The sequence below is a fragment of the Hydrogenophaga sp. genome, from assembly GCF_050250835.1.
Lineage (GTDB): Bacteria > Pseudomonadota > Gammaproteobacteria > Burkholderiales > Burkholderiaceae_C > Hydrogenophaga.
Genome location: NZ_JBFWNX010000004.1, coordinates 102,234 through 119,359 on the forward strand (window position 1 = coordinate 102,234; position 17,126 = coordinate 119,359).

17 protein-coding genes and 1 tRNA gene are annotated in these 17,126 nt (G+C 66.2%); 6 read left to right on the plus strand and 12 right to left on the minus strand.

Features of this window, described 5'->3' with window-relative positions; translation table 11 throughout:
* Positions 1-9: 9 nt before the first annotated feature.
* The 9 genes from AB7F11_RS07140 to AB7F11_RS07180 form a co-directional block, all read right to left on the minus strand.
* Entirely contained in the window at positions 10-1,440 is a 1,431-nt protein-coding gene (locus AB7F11_RS07140; RefSeq protein WP_428287975.1) for a sigma 54-interacting transcriptional regulator, read from the minus strand.
* A gap of 14 nt (positions 1,441-1,454) precedes the next feature.
* Positions 1,455-2,147 (minus strand): hypothetical protein, encoded by a 693-nt coding sequence (locus AB7F11_RS07145; RefSeq protein ID WP_428287976.1) that lies wholly within the window; start codon positions 2,145-2,147, stop codon positions 1,455-1,457.
* The gene (locus tag AB7F11_RS07150; RefSeq protein ID WP_428287977.1) at positions 2,141-3,553 is read right to left on the minus strand and encodes a sensor histidine kinase; all 1,413 of its coding nucleotides are present in this window, start codon (positions 3,551-3,553) and stop codon (positions 2,141-2,143) included. The genes AB7F11_RS07145 and AB7F11_RS07150 overlap by 7 nt, the downstream gene beginning before the upstream one ends.
* Positions 3,554-3,602: 49 nt before the next feature.
* On the minus strand, positions 3,603-4,946 hold the full coding sequence (gene miaB / locus AB7F11_RS07155) for a tRNA (N6-isopentenyl adenosine(37)-C2)-methylthiotransferase MiaB (protein WP_428287978.1): 1,344 nt from the start codon (positions 4,944-4,946) through the stop codon (positions 3,603-3,605).
* Between the two features lie 70 nt (positions 4,947-5,016).
* On the minus strand, positions 5,017-5,436 hold the full coding sequence (locus tag AB7F11_RS07160) for a hypothetical protein (RefSeq protein ID WP_428287979.1): 420 nt from the start codon (positions 5,434-5,436) through the stop codon (positions 5,017-5,019).
* Between the two features lie 132 nt (positions 5,437-5,568).
* A complete protein-coding gene (locus AB7F11_RS07165) occupies positions 5,569-6,249 on the minus strand; it encodes a class I SAM-dependent methyltransferase (protein ID WP_428287980.1) in 681 nt (226 codons plus the stop codon).
* Positions 6,250-6,263: 14 nt separating this feature from the next.
* Complete coding sequence (locus AB7F11_RS07170) at positions 6,264-6,824, minus strand: YaeQ family protein (RefSeq protein ID WP_428287981.1); 561 nt, start codon at positions 6,822-6,824, stop codon at positions 6,264-6,266.
* A 58-nt stretch (positions 6,825-6,882) separates the two neighbouring features.
* A tRNA-Met gene (locus AB7F11_RS07175) sits at positions 6,883-6,959 on the minus strand.
* A 37-nt stretch (positions 6,960-6,996) separates the two neighbouring features.
* Entirely contained in the window at positions 6,997-7,785 is a 789-nt protein-coding gene (locus AB7F11_RS07180; protein WP_428287982.1) for an enoyl-CoA hydratase, read from the minus strand.
* A gap of 145 nt (positions 7,786-7,930) precedes the next feature.
* On the opposite strand from AB7F11_RS07180, the gene AB7F11_RS07185 reads away from it, so the two are divergent.
* The 4 genes from AB7F11_RS07185 to AB7F11_RS07200 all read left to right on the plus strand — a co-directional run bounded on the left by AB7F11_RS07185 (position 7,931) and on the right by AB7F11_RS07200 (position 11,113).
* Positions 7,931-8,725: an enoyl-CoA hydratase-related protein gene (locus tag AB7F11_RS07185; RefSeq protein ID WP_428287983.1), complete on the plus strand. Its 795-nt coding sequence runs from the start codon at positions 7,931-7,933 to the stop codon at positions 8,723-8,725.
* The gene (gene paaI / locus AB7F11_RS07190; protein ID WP_428288174.1) at positions 8,725-9,159 is read left to right on the plus strand and encodes a hydroxyphenylacetyl-CoA thioesterase PaaI; all 435 of its coding nucleotides are present in this window, start codon (positions 8,725-8,727) and stop codon (positions 9,157-9,159) included. Before AB7F11_RS07185 ends, paaI begins: the two co-directional genes overlap by 1 nt.
* Entirely contained in the window at positions 9,156-10,451 is a 1,296-nt protein-coding gene (paaK, locus tag AB7F11_RS07195; protein ID WP_428287984.1) for a phenylacetate--CoA ligase PaaK, read from the plus strand. Before paaI ends, paaK begins: the two co-directional genes overlap by 4 nt.
* 161 nt (positions 10,452-10,612) lie before the next feature.
* Complete coding sequence (locus tag AB7F11_RS07200; protein WP_428287985.1) at positions 10,613-11,113, plus strand: hypothetical protein; 501 nt, start codon at positions 10,613-10,615, stop codon at positions 11,111-11,113.
* A gap of 6 nt (positions 11,114-11,119) precedes the next feature.
* On the opposite strand, the gene AB7F11_RS07205 is transcribed toward AB7F11_RS07200, so the two are convergent.
* The 3 genes from AB7F11_RS07205 to AB7F11_RS07215 are packed head-to-tail and all read right to left on the minus strand — an operon-like array spanning position 11,120 to position 14,866.
* A complete protein-coding gene (locus AB7F11_RS07205; RefSeq protein ID WP_428287986.1) occupies positions 11,120-12,937 on the minus strand; it encodes a M61 family metallopeptidase in 1,818 nt (605 codons plus the stop codon).
* On the minus strand, positions 12,934-13,647 hold the full coding sequence (locus AB7F11_RS07210) for a DsbC family protein (RefSeq protein ID WP_428287987.1): 714 nt from the start codon (positions 13,645-13,647) through the stop codon (positions 12,934-12,936). The genes AB7F11_RS07205 and AB7F11_RS07210 overlap by 4 nt, the downstream gene beginning before the upstream one ends.
* A 49-nt stretch (positions 13,648-13,696) precedes the next feature.
* The gene (locus AB7F11_RS07215; RefSeq protein WP_428287988.1) at positions 13,697-14,866 is read right to left on the minus strand and encodes an FAD-dependent monooxygenase; all 1,170 of its coding nucleotides are present in this window, start codon (positions 14,864-14,866) and stop codon (positions 13,697-13,699) included.
* A gap of 99 nt (positions 14,867-14,965) precedes the next feature.
* Here AB7F11_RS07215 and AB7F11_RS07220 point away from each other — a divergent pair, with 99 nt between their 5' ends.
* Positions 14,966-15,874, plus strand: coding sequence for an MOSC domain-containing protein (locus AB7F11_RS07220; RefSeq protein ID WP_428287989.1), 909 nt, complete (start codon positions 14,966-14,968; stop codon positions 15,872-15,874).
* 36 nt (positions 15,875-15,910) lie between these two features.
* The gene (gene ychF / locus AB7F11_RS07225; protein WP_428287990.1) at positions 15,911-17,002 is read left to right on the plus strand and encodes a redox-regulated ATPase YchF; all 1,092 of its coding nucleotides are present in this window, start codon (positions 15,911-15,913) and stop codon (positions 17,000-17,002) included.
* The last annotated feature ends 124 nt before the right edge of the window (positions 17,003-17,126 follow it).

The window sequence follows — 17,126 nt, forward strand, 5'->3', positions numbered from 1 at the left end:
TTGCGCTTGTCACTCATCGGCGACAAGGTCGTTACCCGGGGTGCTGGGGGCCGAGGGCAAGTCGCTTTTGAACAGCCCGGGAGTGAGGGCGTGTTTTTGCAGAAGGCGGTAGAACTCGGTGCGGTTGCGCTGCGCGAGGCGGGCCGCATCGGCCACGTGGCCGTCGGTCATCTTGAGCAGGTCCACCAGGTATTCGCGCTCGAAACGCTGCTTGGCATCGGCAAAGCTGAGCACCTCCACCGAAGGCGTGCGCAACGCGCGCTGCACCAGCGCCAGCGACACCAGCGGCGTGGTGGACAACGCGCACACCTGCTCGACCACGTTGTAGAGCTGGCGCACATTGCCCGGCCAGGCGGCCATGGTCAAAGCCTTGAGCGCCTCGGGCGCAAAGCCCGAACTGCGCTTGCCGTACTTGGCCGCCAGCCTGGCCAGGAAGTGATTGGCCAGCAGGGCGATGTCCTCGCGCCGCTCGGCCAGGGTGGGCAGGGTCAGCGTGACCACGTTGAGCCGGTAATACAGGTCCTCGCGGAACTGCGCCGCGGCCATGGCGTCTTCGAGGTGGCGGTGGGTGGCCGAGATGATGCGCACGTCCACCGGCAGCGACTGGCTCGAACCCAGCGGGCGCACCGCGCGCTCCTGGAGCACGCGCAGCAACTTGACCTGCAGGGCAGGCGGCATGTCGCCGATCTCGTCGAGCAGCAAGGTGCCACCATCGGCCGCCTGAAAAAGGCCCTTGTGGTTGGCCACCGCATCGGTGAAGGCGCCCTTCATGTGGCCGAAGAGCTCGGATTCGAGCAACGCCTCAGGGATCGCTCCGCAGTTCACCGCCACGAAAGGCTTGTTGGCGCGCGCGCTGGCTTTGTGGATGGCGCGCGCCAGCATCTCCTTGCCGGTTCCCGAGTCGCCCCGCAGCAGCACGCTGGCATCGCTCTGCGCCACCATGCGCGCTTCGGCCAGCAGGTCGGCCATGCGGTTGGAACGGCTCACGATCTCACTGCGCCAGGCTTCATCGGTGTGCGTGTTCTGGTGGGCCGGTGCGCCCAGCGCCAGGGCCTGGGCAATCTTTTCCAGCAGTTCTTTTGCGTCGTAGGGCTTGGTGAGGTAGGTGAACACGCCGCGCGCCGTGGCCTCCACGGCGTCGGGGATGGTGCCGTGCGCCGTGAGCAGGATGACGGGCAGCGACGGGTGGCGGGCGCGGATCTCGTCGAACAGCGCCAGACCATCGCGCCCAGGCAGGCGCACGTCGGAGAGCACGAGCTGCGGGCGCTCGATATCCAGCTGCGCGAGCGCGGCTTCGGCCGAACCCACGGAGGTGACCTGGTAGCCCGCCGAGCCCAGCCGCATGGCCAGCAGACGCAGCATGTCCGCGTCGTCGTCGACCACCAGCAGGCGCGCGCGCGGCGTCCCCGAGGCGGTGGTGGTGGAGGTGGCGACGTTCATGGCGAGGTGCGTGCTCAGGGTGTGGCCGGCCGGGCCGGCGCTGGCGTCGAAGCCGGCGGCACGGGTGCGGTGCTGGGGCGCGAATTCAGGCTGCGTTCAATGGCGCGCATCGCCTCCAGGCGGTCGCTGAGCTGCTCAATGCGGCGCTGGCTCTCGCGCAGTTGCTGTGCCTGGCGTTCATTGGACTCCTCCAGCTTGCGCATTTCCGCAAGGCGTTCGGCCATCAGGCGTGCCAGAGGTTTGAGTTGCACGCTCTCGGGCCCGGGATGACCCACCACGCGCTGCACCAGTCCCAGCGCGCGTGCCGTGTCGGCGGGCTGGTGGGTGTGCATGAGCGCCAGCGCCAGCTGCATCTGGCGCAACGGCACGTTTCCCGGGTCGCCCAGGACCACGATCTCGGCGGCCAGATCGGCGGGATTGAGCACGCGCACGCGCTCGGCGTACGTGAGCAGCGCTGTGATGACGTCCGGCACCGACCGCGTCTGCGAGTCCAGCACCACTGGTGGCTGCACGGGTGGAGGCTGCACCGGCGTCACGGTCAGGGGGGGCGGTGGAGATGGCGTGGTCGAGAACGGGGGGGCGATCGGCGCAGCTTCGACCGACGGCGCAGCAGGCGCGGTACCGCAGGCGGCAAGCGCGAGAGCCAGCCAGGCGAACAACGCGATGCGCGAAGCGCGAGGAGGAAGCAGACGAAAAACAGTCAACATGGAAGCTCGATGCGGAAGTGGGCGCCCTGGCGCCGGGGAAGCAATTCGATGCGACCCCCGTGGGCCACAATGTACTCATGCACGATGGACAGTCCGATGCCCGTGCCGCGCGCCGCACCCTGGGGTTGTCTTTCGCCGCGGTAGAACGGCTCAAAGATGCGGTCTCGATCGGTCTCTGCCACGCCAGGACCCTGGTCCAGGATGTCCAGGCAGGCGCGGCCTGGCAGCTCGACCAGGTTGAGGCGGATCTCCCCCCCCTGGGGTGAGAAGCGAATCGCGTTGGAGAGCAGGTTGCCCACGGCAGAGGCAACCTTCTCGCGGTCGATCGGCAGCACCACCGGCGCACCCTCCGCGTGCACGCGCAGTCCCTGCGCCTGCCATTGCAAACGCTGGGTGTCGATCTGGTCTTCCACCAGCGCCAGCAGATCGGTGCGCTCGCGTTTGAGCTGGCGTGCCTCGAACGCGGCGGCGTTGAAACGCAGCAGCGCCTCAATCTGGTGCTGCAGCAATTGCGTGTTGTGGCGCAGGATGTTCACCACCTCCGCCTGGTTGGCGTTGAGCGCGCCAGCCACCCCGTCGCCCAACACCGCCACGCCCTCGTGCATGGAAGCCAGCGGCGTCTTGAGTTCGTGCGACACATGGCGCAGGAATCGCGCCTTGTCGGCATCGAGCTCGGTGAGCCTCAGGCGCAGCCAGTCCAGTTGCTGGCTCACGCGGCGCACGTCGGACGGGCCAGGGATGTCGATCGGAACGTCCAGCCGGTTCTCGCCCAGCCCCTGGATGGCCTTCTCCAGCCGCTGGAACGGCCGCGCGAGCCAGATGCCAAAGGCCAGCGCCATCACTGCCGCCACGCCGATCGAGCCCACCACCTGCTGAGTGAGCTCCTGACGGCTGGTCTCGAAACGCGCCTGCAGTGCGTCGTTGCGCGCACCGATGATGGACTGCACCTTCTGCGCAATCGAAGCGCTGTGTCCATCCACTTCCCGGAACATGCGCGCCACTTCACGTTCGCGGTCCAGGGCGGTCTCGGGTGGGCCGTCAAGCAGGTTGGCGATCACGTCCAGCCGTTCACGCCAGTTGTAGGCGTATTCCGGTGGCAGCTCGTTGTCCTCCAGCCGGCGCAGGATGTCGCGCGCGTTGCCCGCCGCCTCGTCGAACCGCTGGCGCAACTGGTTGTCTCGCAGCACCAGCGACTGGCGCGCTGCGCGCTCCATGGTCAGGCTGCGCTCGGAAAGCGACTGCGCAGCGGTGGACAGCGCAATGGCCTGCGCCGCGCTGTCGCGACTCTGCGCCATGAGTGTTTCCAGCGAGAACAGCGCACGCAGCGCCGCCGCACCCAACAGCGCGCCGATCAGCAGAAAGGCCACCAGCAGCAACTGCTGGAAGGAAAAGCGCATCGGCTTCATCTCGCAAGCATCGGGGAGGCCAGGATGGTCGAGAAACACCGCGGGGGTGTCATACCGGTTCACGCAGCAGCACTTCACCGCGCAAGGAATGAGGCCGGGTTTCGGTGATGCGCACGTCGATCATCTGACCGATCAGGCGAGTGGCCTGCGCGCCGCCCTCGAAGTTGACGATGCGGTTGCATTCTGTGCGGCCCATGAGTTCGGCCTCGCTCTTGCGAGAACGGCCTTCCACCAGAATGCGTTGCACCGTGCCTTCACGGCTGGCGCTGATGCGCTTCACGTTGTCCTCGATGACGGCCTGCAGGTGTTGCAAACGCCGCAGCTTTACCTCATGGGGCGTGTCGTCGGGCAGATTGGCCGCCGGCGTGCCGGGGCGTGGACTGAAGATGAAGCTGAAACTGGCGTCAAAGCCCACATCGTGAATGAGCTTCATCATTTTCTCGAAGTCCTCGTCGGTCTCGCCGGGGAAGCCGACGATGAAGTCGCTGCTCATGGACAGTTCGGGCCGGATCGCGCGCAGCTTGCGCACCGTGCTCTTGAACTCCATGGCGGTGTACCCACGCTTCATGGCCATGAGGATGCGGTCGCTGCCATGCTGCACCGGCAGGTGCAGGTGGTTCACGAGTTTCGGGATCTTTCCGTAGGCCTCGATCAGGCGCGGCGTGAACTCGTTGGGGTGGCTGGTGGTGTAGCGAATGCGCTCGATGCCGGGAATCTCGGCCACGTATTCGAGCAGCAGCGCGAAATCGGCGATCTCGCTCGTGTCGCCCATGGCGCCTCGATACGCGTTCACGTTCTGGCCCAGCAGCGTCACCTCCTTCACGCCCTGGTCGGCCAGGCCCGCCACCTCCACCAGCACGTCGTCGAACGGCCGGCTCACTTCCTCGCCGCGCGTATAGGGCACCACGCAATAGCTGCAGTACTTGGAGCAGCCTTCCATGATCGAGACGAAGGCAGACCCACCGTCGACCTTGGCCGGCGGCAGTTGGTCGAACTTCTCGATCTCGGGAAAGCTGATGTCCACCTGCGGCAGCGCCTGGCGCGCACGCTGGTTCAGCAGCTCAGGGAGACGGTGAAGCGTCTGCGGGCCGAACACCACGTCCACATACGGCGCACGCTTGATGATCTCCGCGCCCTCCTGGCTGGCCACGCAGCCGCCCACGCCGATCAGCACGCCTTTTTCCTTCAGGTGCTTCACACGGCCAAGGTCGGAGAACACCTTTTCCTGCGCCTTCTCGCGCACCGAGCAGGTGTTGAAGAGAATGAGGTCGGCTTGCTCTACGTCCTGCGTGGGCTCATACCCCTGGGCCGCGCCCAGCACGTCGGCCATCTTGTCCGAGTCGTACTCGTTCATCTGGCAGCCGAAGGTTTTGATGAAGACTTTTTTGCTCATGGGAAATTCCGATCGGAAATGGCCGCAGCCTGCCGGACCTGGCCGGTCGACAAAGACCGCGCAGAGGCGCTCAGTTGGACTGGACGGGGGCCGCCGTGCTGGCGGCGGGGGTGGTCTGCTGCGACTCGAACACGTAGTTGCGCTGCACGCCGTGGCCGGCGCGCTTGACCTTGGCTTCCGCCTCGGACAGAAGCCAGACCTGGTGCACCTGGCCACGCAGGTCAAGCGTGTAGTTCACCGTGAGTTCCTGGTTCACCAGGGCGGCGGGACGCACCAGCCGGTTGCTCGCGTCGAGAATGCGCGCGCCGGGTGCAAAGCGCGTGGGCTTGTCGTCCATGGCCACCAGCGGTGGCTGCACCACCACCATCGAGCCACGCAGCGCCTTGGGTGGAAATTCGCGTTGCACGGCCTGCGCATGGGCCGACGACAACGGTGCGAGTGAGAAGAGCAGGACGGCGATCAGGCCCGTCGGAGGCAAGCAGCGGTTCATGGTGTGTGTCCAGAGGCTGTAGGGGAGAAAACCGTATCGGATGCCGGGGGCATGCAGACGGGTGCGATTGTCTCACGCAAGGCGCCGCGCACAAGGCCGGCCCACCATGAAGCCACACCGCCCATCGCCCCCTTACCACCTCTGGGTACTCGCCCGTGACAAATGGTTGCCCGACGGCGTGTGCGACCGGCGAAGCAGGATCACGTTGGGCGCGGCGACCTCGCAGGTCCATTGGTGCGTGCGGGCCAGGTGCTCGAAGGTGGCTTGCCGGTAGAACACCACATGCGTCGGATCGCGTCGGTAGTGCCACTGCGCAAAGCGTGCGTCGTCGGTCTGCAAGCGCGTCATCACCGCAAGGGTGCCGCCGGGTTTCAGCAATCCGTTCAGACGCCGGAACTCGGCCGCGGGGTGGTGGAAATGCTCGACCACTTCGGTGCAGGTGATGAATTCGTATTGCGCGTTCAGCGCCGCCGGATCGGCGTGGAAGAACGGGTCGTACAGAACCACCTGGTGCCCGGCTTCGCGCAGCAGATCGGCCAGCACCGGGCCCGGGCCGCAGCCGAAATCCAGCCCCTGGCTGCCAGGTGCCAGGCGCTTGATCAGCGGCGCGGCCAGCCGCGAAAGAAAGGCCCTGTAGCCGATGTCGTCGGCGGTGTTGCGGTGCAGTTCGTATTCGGCCCGTTCGGCCTCGGGCGTGGGCAGGTGCGGCGGCAGCAGGAAGGTGGCCTCGCAACACGGGCAACGGGCGTAGGCGAGCCCATCGACGGTTTGAAAGAGATGGCCGTCCGGGCCTTCACAGACTGGGCAGCGCACGGCCTGGCGAGGGTTTATTTCCAGCGCACGGGCTCGATGTGCACGCTGCCGCGCTCACTGGAGAGGGTGAGCGCACCTTCCTGCACCGTGGCCTGCAACTGCATGCTGCGCTCGGCCAGCTGGGCCAGGGCCGGTGCCACCTCGGTGGGCAGGCGCCAGGCCTGCAGGCGGTCCAGCCGCGAGAGCTTGCCCTCGATGCCGCGCCACCACACATCGGCCGCGCTGCCGAAGGCGTAGACCACCACCGCGTCGGCCTTGCTGCAGGCTTTGGCCAGCGGCTTGTCTTCGGGCTGGCCGACCTCGATCCACAGGCGCTTGCGGCCGGTGAAGTCGGTCAGCGAGACGTCGGGGTCTTCCGGGTCCGACAGGCCAGAACCGAAGGCCAGCGTGCCGTCACCACGGCAGGTGTCCTGCAACTCGTGCGCGTGAATCGCCAGCGCCACCAGCCGGACCATCATGCGTTCGTCGGTCTCGCTGGGGTGGCGGGCCAGCGTGAGCGCGTGATCAGCGTAGTAGCCGTGGTCGATGTCGGCGATTTGCAGGTTCGCTTTGAAAATGGTTGATTTCAACGCCATGCTGCATGCCCAAATGAAAGAAGCGGGCCCGTTGCCGGGACCCGCTTCTGGAATGTGCTGGTGGCGATAGGTGGACTTGAACCACCGACATCAGCATTATGAATGCTGCGCTCTAACCAACTGAGCTATATCGCCAGCGAAGCGCGCATTATAGCCAGCTTTTCAGGGCCACTCAGCGGTGTCGGAAGGTGGCCTGCCGCTTGTTCACAAAGGCGTCCATGCCTTCCTTCTGGTCTTCGGTGGCAAACATCGCGTGGAACAGGCGGCGCTCGAACATCACACCATCGGACAGGCTGCTTTCGAACGCGCGATTGACCGATTCCTTGGCCGCCATGACGCTGGGCAGCGAGAAACCACAGATGGTGAGCGCGGCGCCCAGCGCCTCTTCCATCAGCTTGTCCAGTGGCACCACGCGGCTCACCAGGCCGGCGCGCTCGGCCTCGCTGGCATCCATCATTCGGCTGGTGAGCACCAGGTCCATGGCCTTGGACTTGCCCACCGCGCGTGGCAGGCGCTGCGTGCCGCCCGCGCCGGGAATGATGCCCAGCTTGATCTCTGGCTGGCCGAACTTCGCGTTGTCGGCGGCGATGATGAAGTCGCACATCATGGCCAGTTCGCAGCCCCCGCCCAGAGCAAAGCCGCTGACCGCTGCGATCACCGGTTTGCGGATCGTGCGGATGGTTTCCCAGTTGCGGGTGATGTAGTCGCCGTTGTAGACGTCGGCGAAGGTGTAGCTGGCCATGGCACCGATGTCCGCGCCGGCAGCAAAAGCCTTCTCGCTGCCGGTGACGATCATGCAGCCGATGCCCTCGTCGGCGTCGAAGGCCTTGAGCGCCGCGCCGAGCTCGTCCATGAGCTGGTTGTTCAGCGCATTGAGCTGCTTGGGGCGGTTGAGCGTGACGATGCCCACGCGACCTTCGGTGCGCACGGTGATGAATTCGGGTGGGGTGGCTGCGTTCATGGTGTCTCCTCGGGCAACGGCGCCGGGTTGAAAGCCCGTGACTATATATAGAGACGCCCCGACCCCGGGAAAACATTAGCCGACCGATTGGTTGGTTAATGGTAAATTGCAGCGCAAACCACCCATCCGAGGAGACGACAGGATCATGACCACAGCCACCGTTGTGTACGAAGAGCGCGGGGCCGTTGCCCTGCTCACGCTCAACCGGCCCGATGCGCTCAACAGTTTCACGCGCCAGATGCACCGCGAACTGTGGACTGCACTCGATCGCGCCGAGGCCAATCCGGCGTTGCGTGCCATGGTCATCACCGGCGCAGGGCGTGGCTTCTGCGCTGGCGCCGACCTCGCCGAATTCGATTTCGAGCCCGGTCCCGATCTCGTGCAGCGGGCCGACCCGGGCCCCGTGATCGACCAGGCCTTCAACCCCACGGTGCGCAAGCTGCAGGGCCTGCGCATGCCCACCATTGCCGCCGTCAATGGCGTGGCTGCGGGCGCGGGCGCCTCACTGGCCATGACCTGCGACATCGCCATCGCCGCCACGGGGGCGAGTTTCATCCAGGCGTTCAGCAAGATCGGCCTGATTCCCGACGCGGGTGGCAGCTGGTTCCTGGTCGAACGCCTGGGCCTGGCGCGTGCCATGGCGCTGGCCATGACGGGCGACAAGCTGCCCGCTGCGCAGGCGAAGGACTGGGGGCTGGTGTGGGACGTGTCGGACGACTGCCTGGGCGCGGCGCTCGCGCTGGCCGAGCGGCTGGCGGTCATGCCCACCAGGGCGCTGGTGGCCACTCGCGCCTTGCTGCGTGATGCGGGCACCCGCACGCTGAACCAGCAGCTCGACGCGGAGCGCGACATGCAGTCGGCTTTGGGCCGCACGCACGACTACATCGAGGGTGTGATGGCGTTCCGCGAGAAGCGGCCGGCGAAGTTCAAGGGGGCATGATGAGCCCCCACGAAAAAGCGCAACGGGTCGGCGAGACCATGTTCGCCAACGATACAGCGAGCAAGGACACCATGGGCATGGAGTTGCTGGCCTGTGAACCTGGGCGCGCCGTGATGCGCATGGCTGTCAAGCCGCTGCACCTCAATGGCCACCAGATCTGCCACGGCGGCTTCATCTTTACGCTCGCGGACTCCACCTTTGCTTTTGCCTGCAACAGCCACAACAGGAACGCTGTGGCGGCAGGCTGCAGCATCGAATTCCTGCGGCCCTCGCACGCGGGCGATGTGCTGACCTGCGAAGGCGTGGAACAGACGCTCGCCGGCAGGCACGGCATCTACGACATGAAGGTCACCAACCAGCGCGGCGAGGTGGTGGCGATGTTCCGTGGCAAGAGCGCGGTCATCCAGGGCACCGTCTTCCCGGAGGCAGCATGAACACATTTCCCCTCGAACCGATCGAGAAGGCCAGCGTCGACGAGTTGCGCGCGCTGCAGCTCAAGCGCCTGCAGGGCACGTTGCGCCACGCCTGGCAGAACTCACCTGTCTACCGCACCAAGTTCGAGGCCGCCGGTGTTCACCCGGATGACTGCCGCAGCCTGGCCGATCTGGCGAAATTCCCCTTCACCACCAAGAAGGACCTGCGAGACAGCTACCCCTTCGGCATGTTCGCCGTGCCGCGCGAGCGCTGTGCGCGCATCCACGCCAGCAGCGGCACCACCGGCAAACCCACGGTGGTGGGCTACACGCTGAAAGACATCGACACCTGGGCCGGCGTGATGGCGCGCAGCATCCGCGCCAGCGGCGCGCGCCCGGGCGACCTGGTGCATGTGAGCTACGGCTATGGCCTGTTCACCGGTGGGCTGGGCGCGCACTATGGCGCTGAAAAGCTCGGCCTCACGGTGGTGCCTTTCGGTGGTGGGCAGACCGAGCGCCAGGTGCAGCTGATCCAGGATTTCCGGCCCGACATCATCATGGTCACGCCCAGCTACATGCTGGCGATTGCGGACGAGTTCGAGCGCATCGGCATGGACCCGCGTGAAAGCAGCTTGCGCCTGGGCATCTTCGGAGCCGAACCCTGGACCAACGACATGCGCCTGGCCATCGAGGCGCGCATGGGGATCGACGCGGTGGACATCTACGGCCTGTCCGAGGTGATGGGCCCCGGCGTGGCCAACGAGTGTGTGGAGACCAAGGACGGGCCCACCATCTGGGAGGACCATTTCTACCCCGAGATCATCGACCCTGAAACCGGCGAACCGGTGCCCGATGGCGAAATGGGCGAACTGGTCTTCACCAGCCTGACCAAGGAGGCGTTGCCCATCATTCGCTACCGCACACGCGACCTCACGCGTCTGTTGCCCGGCACCGCGCGCACCATGCGCCGCATGGAGAAGATCACCGGCCGAAGCGACGACATGATGATCGTGCGTGGCGTCAATGTGTTTCCCACCCAGATCGAGGAACTCATCCTCAAGCGACCGGAACTCAGCGCACACTACCAGTGTGTGCTCACCCGCGAAGGCCCCATGGACAACCTGACGGTGGCGGTGGAGACGCGCCCTGGCCTGGCGCCCGACAGCATCGAGGCGCGGTCAGCGGCCACGCTGCTGCAGCACGAGATCAAGGTCTACGTGGGCAGCAGCGTGGCGGTCGAGCTCAAGGCTGAAGGCGGTGTGGAACGCAGCCAGGGCAAGGCCAAGCGCGTGGTGGACCTGCGACAGCGCTAGCCAGACATCATGGTCGCCAGCACGCACGGCTCGGGCTTGTGCGAAAAGTCCCTCTTTCGCCGCCGGATCGCCACACCAGCCTCGGAAATCGACCGTTGAGGGGCAACCCGCTTGGCACGTTCCCCGGGCAGCGCTTACATTTCGGCAAAGTTTGGATGCCCATGGACAAAAACACACTGTTCGTCAAGACCGACCAGGGGCGCGAAGCGCTGACCAGTCGACCGCCCGGCCTGGGACCCCGTTTGCGCTCCTTGCTCATCATGGTCGATGGCAAGCGCCCGGTGGCCGAGCTGGACAAGCTCTCCGGCGGCGAGGGCAGTGCTGCACCCTTGCTGGAGCAATTGGCGGCTGCCGGATGGGTGGAGCCGGTCCAGACCGCCGCCGCCGACCCCGTGGTGGCGGCTCAGGCGGCGCCCGTGGCCGAGCCCGCCGCGCTGCCGCCGCTGCCCTTCAGTGAGGCGCGCCGCATGTTGGTGCGTTTCATCAACGATCAGCTCGGCCCCATGGGCGAGCCGCTGGCACTGCGAGTCGAGTCTTGCAAGACGCCGGTCGACCTGCTGACCGTGTTGCCGCGCATCCGCGACGGCCTGTCCAACCTCAAGGGTGCCGCCACCCTGCAACGCTTCGACCAGGAACTGGTCTCGCGACTGCCCAGGTTTTGACCGCGCTCAGGCCTGGAGCCAAGGCGCCAGGCGCGCTGCATCACCCACGGCCAGGCGCACAGTCTGCGATTCGGTCGGCCATCCCAGCGCGCAACGCAGCACCCGCCGGTCGCGCGCGACGAGTGCAATCAGGCTGGACCGATGGCCCCGAAGTTCGGCCACATCGTCGAGCTTGTGGATGCGCCAGGCTTCGGGAATGGCGCCACGCCTGGCGGCGGGCAGTTCGATGGCCAGCCACTCGTCGCCCGGCGCCATGCCGGCGGCTTCGGCCGCCCCGCCGCGCAGCACGTTCTTGAGCACCACGCTGCCATGCGACTCCGCCACGCGCAGGCCGAGCTGCTGGGCCAGGGGCGCCTTCTCGTGCGTCACCTTCGCGCCGGCCTCCTGCAGCAGCGAGGGCAGGGGCAGTTCGGCGGTGCTGTGCACCCAGGCGGCGATCTCGCCGTCGAAACTCCGCCTGCCCAGGCGTTTCAAGACGCGCAGAAGGTCCGCTTCTCGCATCGGACCGCCTTTGCATCGTTGCCAGAGTTCGCGCATCACGGCGTCAAGCGAGCTGTGGCCCTCGGCGCGCAGGGTCAGGTCCAGACACAGGGCGACGAGCGCGCCCTTGGTGTAGTAGCTCACGGTGGCGTTGGGCGTGTTCTCGCCCACGCGGTAGTACTTCACCCAGGCGTCGAAGCTGGCCTGGGCCACGGTCTGCACCAGGCGACCGGGCGTCTGGCGCACCTGGTTGAGTGTTTTGGCCACCAACTGCAGGTAGGCGGCTTCGTCGATCAAGCCGGCGCGGCGCAGCATCAGGTCGTCGTAATAGCTGGTGAAGCCCTCGAAGAACCAGAGCAGCTCGGTGTGGTTCTCGGCGCTGTAGTCGTAGCGTGCAAACTCTGCCGGGCGCAGGCGCTTGACGTTCCAGGTGTGGAAGTACTCGTGGCTGATGAGGCCCAGCAGCGTCGTGTAGCCGTCGGTGGCTTTCAGGGCGGCCGGTTTTTCGCCGGGCGCTCGCTGGCGCGGCAGGTCGCTGCGCTGGCAGATCAGGGCGGTGGAGTTGCGGTGCTCCAGGCCGCCGTAGCCGTCGCCGCTGGCGTACAGCATGAACACATAGTGGTCGAAAGGGGGCTTCTCTGCGTGGCGACCATGCCAGAAGGCGATCTGGGTTTCGCACACGCGGCGGACGTCTTCCAGCAGGCGCGCACCATCCATCCATTCGCCGGCGCCACTCACCACGAAGCGGTGCTCCACACCAGCGGCCTTGAAACGGCCGCTCCAGAACGTACCCATCTCCACCGGGCAGTCGGCCAGTTCGTCGTAGTCCCTCGCCCGGTACTGGCCGAAACCGTCGGCGTCCACGTGCTGCGGCGAGAGGGCCGTAGCCACTTGCCAGCCGGCCATGGACGCTGCGGTCTCGATCTCCAGCGCATGTGGCTGGTCTTCCTGTCCCAGCACTTGCAGGCACAGGCTGGTGGCGTTGAAGAAGCCACGCGTGGTGTCGAGGAAGGCCGTGCGCACCGAAGCGTCGAAGGCGTACACCTCGTACCGAAGTTCCAGAGGCTCATCAGCCTCGCAGGCCACCTGCCAGCGGTGCTTGTCGAGCTGCTTGAGCACCGCTGGCTGGCCGCCCTGCCAGGCGCGCAGATTCTGCAGGTGCTGCGAGAACTCCCGCACGAGGTAGCTGCCCGGGATCCAGACCGGCAGACTCACGCGCTGGTTTTTCGCCGGCCGTGTCACCCGCAAGGTGATGGCGAAGAGGTGGGCGTGGGCGCTGAGGACGGAGATGGTGTAGCGCACGGCGGCGCGAGAGGTGGGTGCGCGGCGTCGCGATGTCGTCACGGCTTGGCTTCCTTGAGCATCGCTTCAATGCGTTCGGCCGGGATGAAACCTGGTACCCGCTTGTCGTTGGTGAAAAACAGCGTCGGGGTGCCGTTGATTCCGTGTTCACTGGCCAGTTTGCTGTTGCGCTCGATGGCGGTGGTGTCACAACTGGCGGCTTCGGGTGGCTGGTTGTTCAGCATCCAGCTCGTGTAGGTTTTGGCCTTGTCCCTGGCGCACCAGATGCGTTGCGTCTTGTCGACCGAGTCGTCGCCCAGTACGGGAATGAGGAACACATGGACCGTGACGTCGTCGATTTTGGCAAGCTCGCGGTGCAGGCGTTTGCAATAGCTGCAGTTCGGGTCTTCGAACACGGCGATCTGTCGCGTGCCCTTGCCTTTGACCAGCTTGAAGGAATCCTTCAGGGGCAGGTCCTTGTAGTCGATGGCGGTGAGCTGCTCGACGCGCACCTCGGTGAGGTTGATCCGGTTGCGCGTGTCAATGAGTGCGCCCTGGAAGATGTAGTTGCCGCTGTTGTCGGAGTAGAGCAGGCGGTTGCCAGCCAGGCGCACCTCCCACACACCGGGGAAAGGCGTCTTGGTGACTTCCTCGATGGCGGGCAGATTGGGCAGGCGCTCGGCCAGGTTCTTGCGAATCGCGGCCTCCTGCGCCTGGGCGCTCAGGGACAGGGCGGCAAACGCCGCGATCAGGAGGGTCTTGAGGAGTTTCATCGTGTGCCGTGTGGGGCTGATCGGGAAGGGTCTGGAAAGGGTTGTGTGCTCAGGCGCCCGTCCGGCCCATGGCCTGGCGGGCGATCCAGCGCTTGAGCGGGCCACTGCGGTCGAAGCCCGAAAGGCCCCAGTTGCGCAGGGCCTGCACGCGCGTGTCGTCGTGCGAGAAAAGGCCAAACAGGTGGTCCGTGACCCAGCCCATGGTGCCCACCTCGGCGGCGCGTGCGCGCTCGTAGCGGCGCAGCAACCGGAGGTCGCCCAGTTCGCGCCAGTACTCTCGCTGCTGCAGCACGCGCGCGAGCTCGGCCACGTCGGCCAGGCCCACATTGAGCCCCTGGCCGGCCAGCGGATGCATGGCGTGCGCCGCGTCGCCAGCCAGCGCCACGCCTCCTTGGGGGGTGCGGGCGATCCAGCGCTGCGCGCGAGAGAGTTCGAGGGGCCAGGCCTGAGCGGGGCTTTCCATGTGCATGTGGCCCAGTGCTTGGGCGCTGCGCGCCTGCACGGCCTGGGTGAAGGTCTCGGGGTCGGCTTGCAGCCAGGTGTCAGCCTGCTGTGCTGGAACAGACCACACCAGCGCCACGGAGTTCCCATCCTCGCCGCCCAGCGGCAGCAAGGCCATCACCTCGCCATCGGCAAACCACTGCCGGGCGGTGCCGCCGTGCGGCTGTTCGCAGCGCAACCGCGCGGCGAGCGCCTTGTGCGGGTAGGGGCGCACGTCGAACTCGAGCCCGAGTTCCGCCCGCGTCTGGCTGCGCTTGCCTTCGCATATCACGGTGAGCGCAGCAATCGGCGCCTCGCTCATGCGTTCAATGCTGCCCTGAAAGCTCACCGCATCATTCAGGCGCTGCTCCAGCGCCGGTACGTCCACGATCCAGGTCAGGGCGTCCGAGCCCTGGTCGGCGGCCGAAAAGCGCAACTCGCCGCCATCGTCGCCCCAGACCTGCATGCTCGTCACTGGCGTGATGGGCGGCGTGCGCACCTCCGGCGGGCCGGCTTCGGGCCAGGCGCGCACCGAGCGCAGCAGTTCGCGCGAAGCGGCATTGAGGGCGTAGGCCCGCACGTCGGCCTGGCCCGCTTCGGCGCGGGTCGAGCCGATCAGCGCCACGCGCAGGCGGTCGCGCGCCAGCAGCAGCGCCAGGGCCTGGCCCACCACGCCGGCCCCCCGTATGGCGACGTCAAAACGCCGGGTCGAGCCGGAGCTGGAGGCAGTGGAATTCATGCAGCGATTCTAGGAGCAGGGCACAATCCGGGCCTTCTCACCCGACCAGGCCCCGCGCCCGCCTGTCGCCTTCAGCACCTCCCCATCACGACCCAAGCCATGACCAACTCTGCCGCCGACGTGCAGGCCACCATCGACCAGCTCTGGATCTACCCGGTGAAATCCTGCGCCGGCGTGAAGGTGGACGAGAGCGAACTGACCGACACCGGACTGCTCTTTGACCGCGCCTGGATGGTGGTGGACGCCCAGGGCGAATTCGTGAGCCAGCGCGAGCTGCCCCGCATGGCGCTGATCCAGCCCGCCTTCAAGATGGGGCAACTCGTGCTGCGCGCGCCGGGCATGCTGGCCCTGCACCTGGAGCTGAATGCCGCTGAGGGACCTTTGAAAGTGCGCGTGTGGGACGACGAAGTACAAGCCTGCGACATGGGCGATCTGGCCGCCCAGTGGTTCAGCGATTTCCTGGGCGCCGACGCCCCCGAAGGCTTGAAACAACTGCGCCTGGCGCGTTTCGACCCCGAGGTGCGCCGCCCCAGCAGCCCGCGCTGGCTCGACGGCCGCGAGGCCGGCACCCAGTTTGCCGACGGTTTTGCGCTCCTCGTGACCAGCACCGCTTCCATGGCCGGCCTCAACGAGCGGCTGGTGGCCGCTGGTGAGCCGCCGGTGGACATGCGGCGCTTCCGGCCCAATCTCGTGCTGCGCGGGGTGGAGGCGCACGACGAGGACCGTGTCGGTCCCTTGCGAATTCACACCGGTGACGACCGCGTGGCGGTGATCGAGACCGTCAAGCCCTGCGCACGCTGCCCCATTCCCAATGTCGACCCGGACACCGCGACCTCCAGCCCCGCCGTCAGCGACGCGCTGCAGGTCTACCGCCAGGACCCGCGCCTGAACGGCGCAGTGACCTTCGGCATGAATGCCATCGTGATCGAGGGCGACGGGCAGATGCTGCGCGTGGGCCAGAAGGTCACTGGCGACTGGAAGTTCGACCAGGCTGGGGCACCCCCGTAAAATCGCGGGTTTCCCCGAGAACCCGAAAGCCCTTCCATGAGTCTCCAATGCGGCATCGTGGGCCTGCCCAACGTCGGCAAGTCCACCCTTTTCAACGCCCTCACCAAAGCCGGCATCGCGGCCGAGAACTACCCCTTCTGCACCATCGAGCCCAACACCGGTGTGGTGGAGGTGCCCGACCCGCGCCTGCAGCAGCTCGCCGAAATTGTGCAGCCCGAGCGCGTGGTGCCGGCCATCGTGGAGTTTGTGGACATCGCCGGCCTGGTGGCTGGAGCGAGCACCGGCGAAGGCCTGGGCAACAAGTTTCTGGCCCACATCCGCGAGACCGACGCCATCGTCAACGTGGTGCGCTGCTTCGAAGACCCGAACGTGATCCACGTGGCCAACAAGGTCGATCCCATCGCCGACATCGAAGTGATCCAGACCGAACTGTGCCTGGCCGACCTGGCCTCGGTGGAGAAAGCCATCCACCGTGTGAGCAAGACCGCGCGCTCGGGCGACAAGGAGTCCATCAAGCAGCTCGCCATCCTGGAGAAATGCCAGGTTGCGCTCAACGACACCCAGCCGGTGCGCACCATCGACTTCAGCAAGGAAGAGCGTGCCCAGCTCAAGCAGTTCTTCCTCATCACGGCCAAGCCGGCCATGTTCGTGGCCAACGTGTCCGAGGACGGCTTCGAGAACAATCCCTTCCTGGATCGCCTGCGGGCCTTTGCTGAAAAACAGAACGCGCCGGTGGTGGCCATCTGCGCCAAGATCGAGGCCGAACTCTCCGAGATGGACGATGCCGACCGCCTGGAATTCCTCAAGGAACTGGGGCAGAGCGAGCCCGGCCTGAACCGCCTGATCCGCGCTGCCTACCAGTTGCTCGGCCTGCAGACCTATTTCACCGCTGGCGTGAAAGAGGTGCGCGCCTGGACCATCCACGTAGGCGACACCGGCCCGCAGGCTGCGGGCGTGATCCACACCGATTTCGAGAAGGGCTACATCCGGGCCCAGACCATCGGTTTTGACGACTACATCGCCTACAAGGGCGAGCAGGGCGCCAAGGACGCGGGCAAGATGCGCGCCGAAGGCAAAGACTACGTCGTCAAGGACGGCGATGTGATGAACTTCCTGTTCAGCAGCTGATGACCCGTTAGAGATTGCCGGAAGATGGCTCGAATAGTGGCGTTCACTTGTGGGATAAGGTCGCATTTCTGATTGTGGTAAGTCTCTTTCATTGCATTTGCCCTTCGTTTCTTCAAAAGCAAAG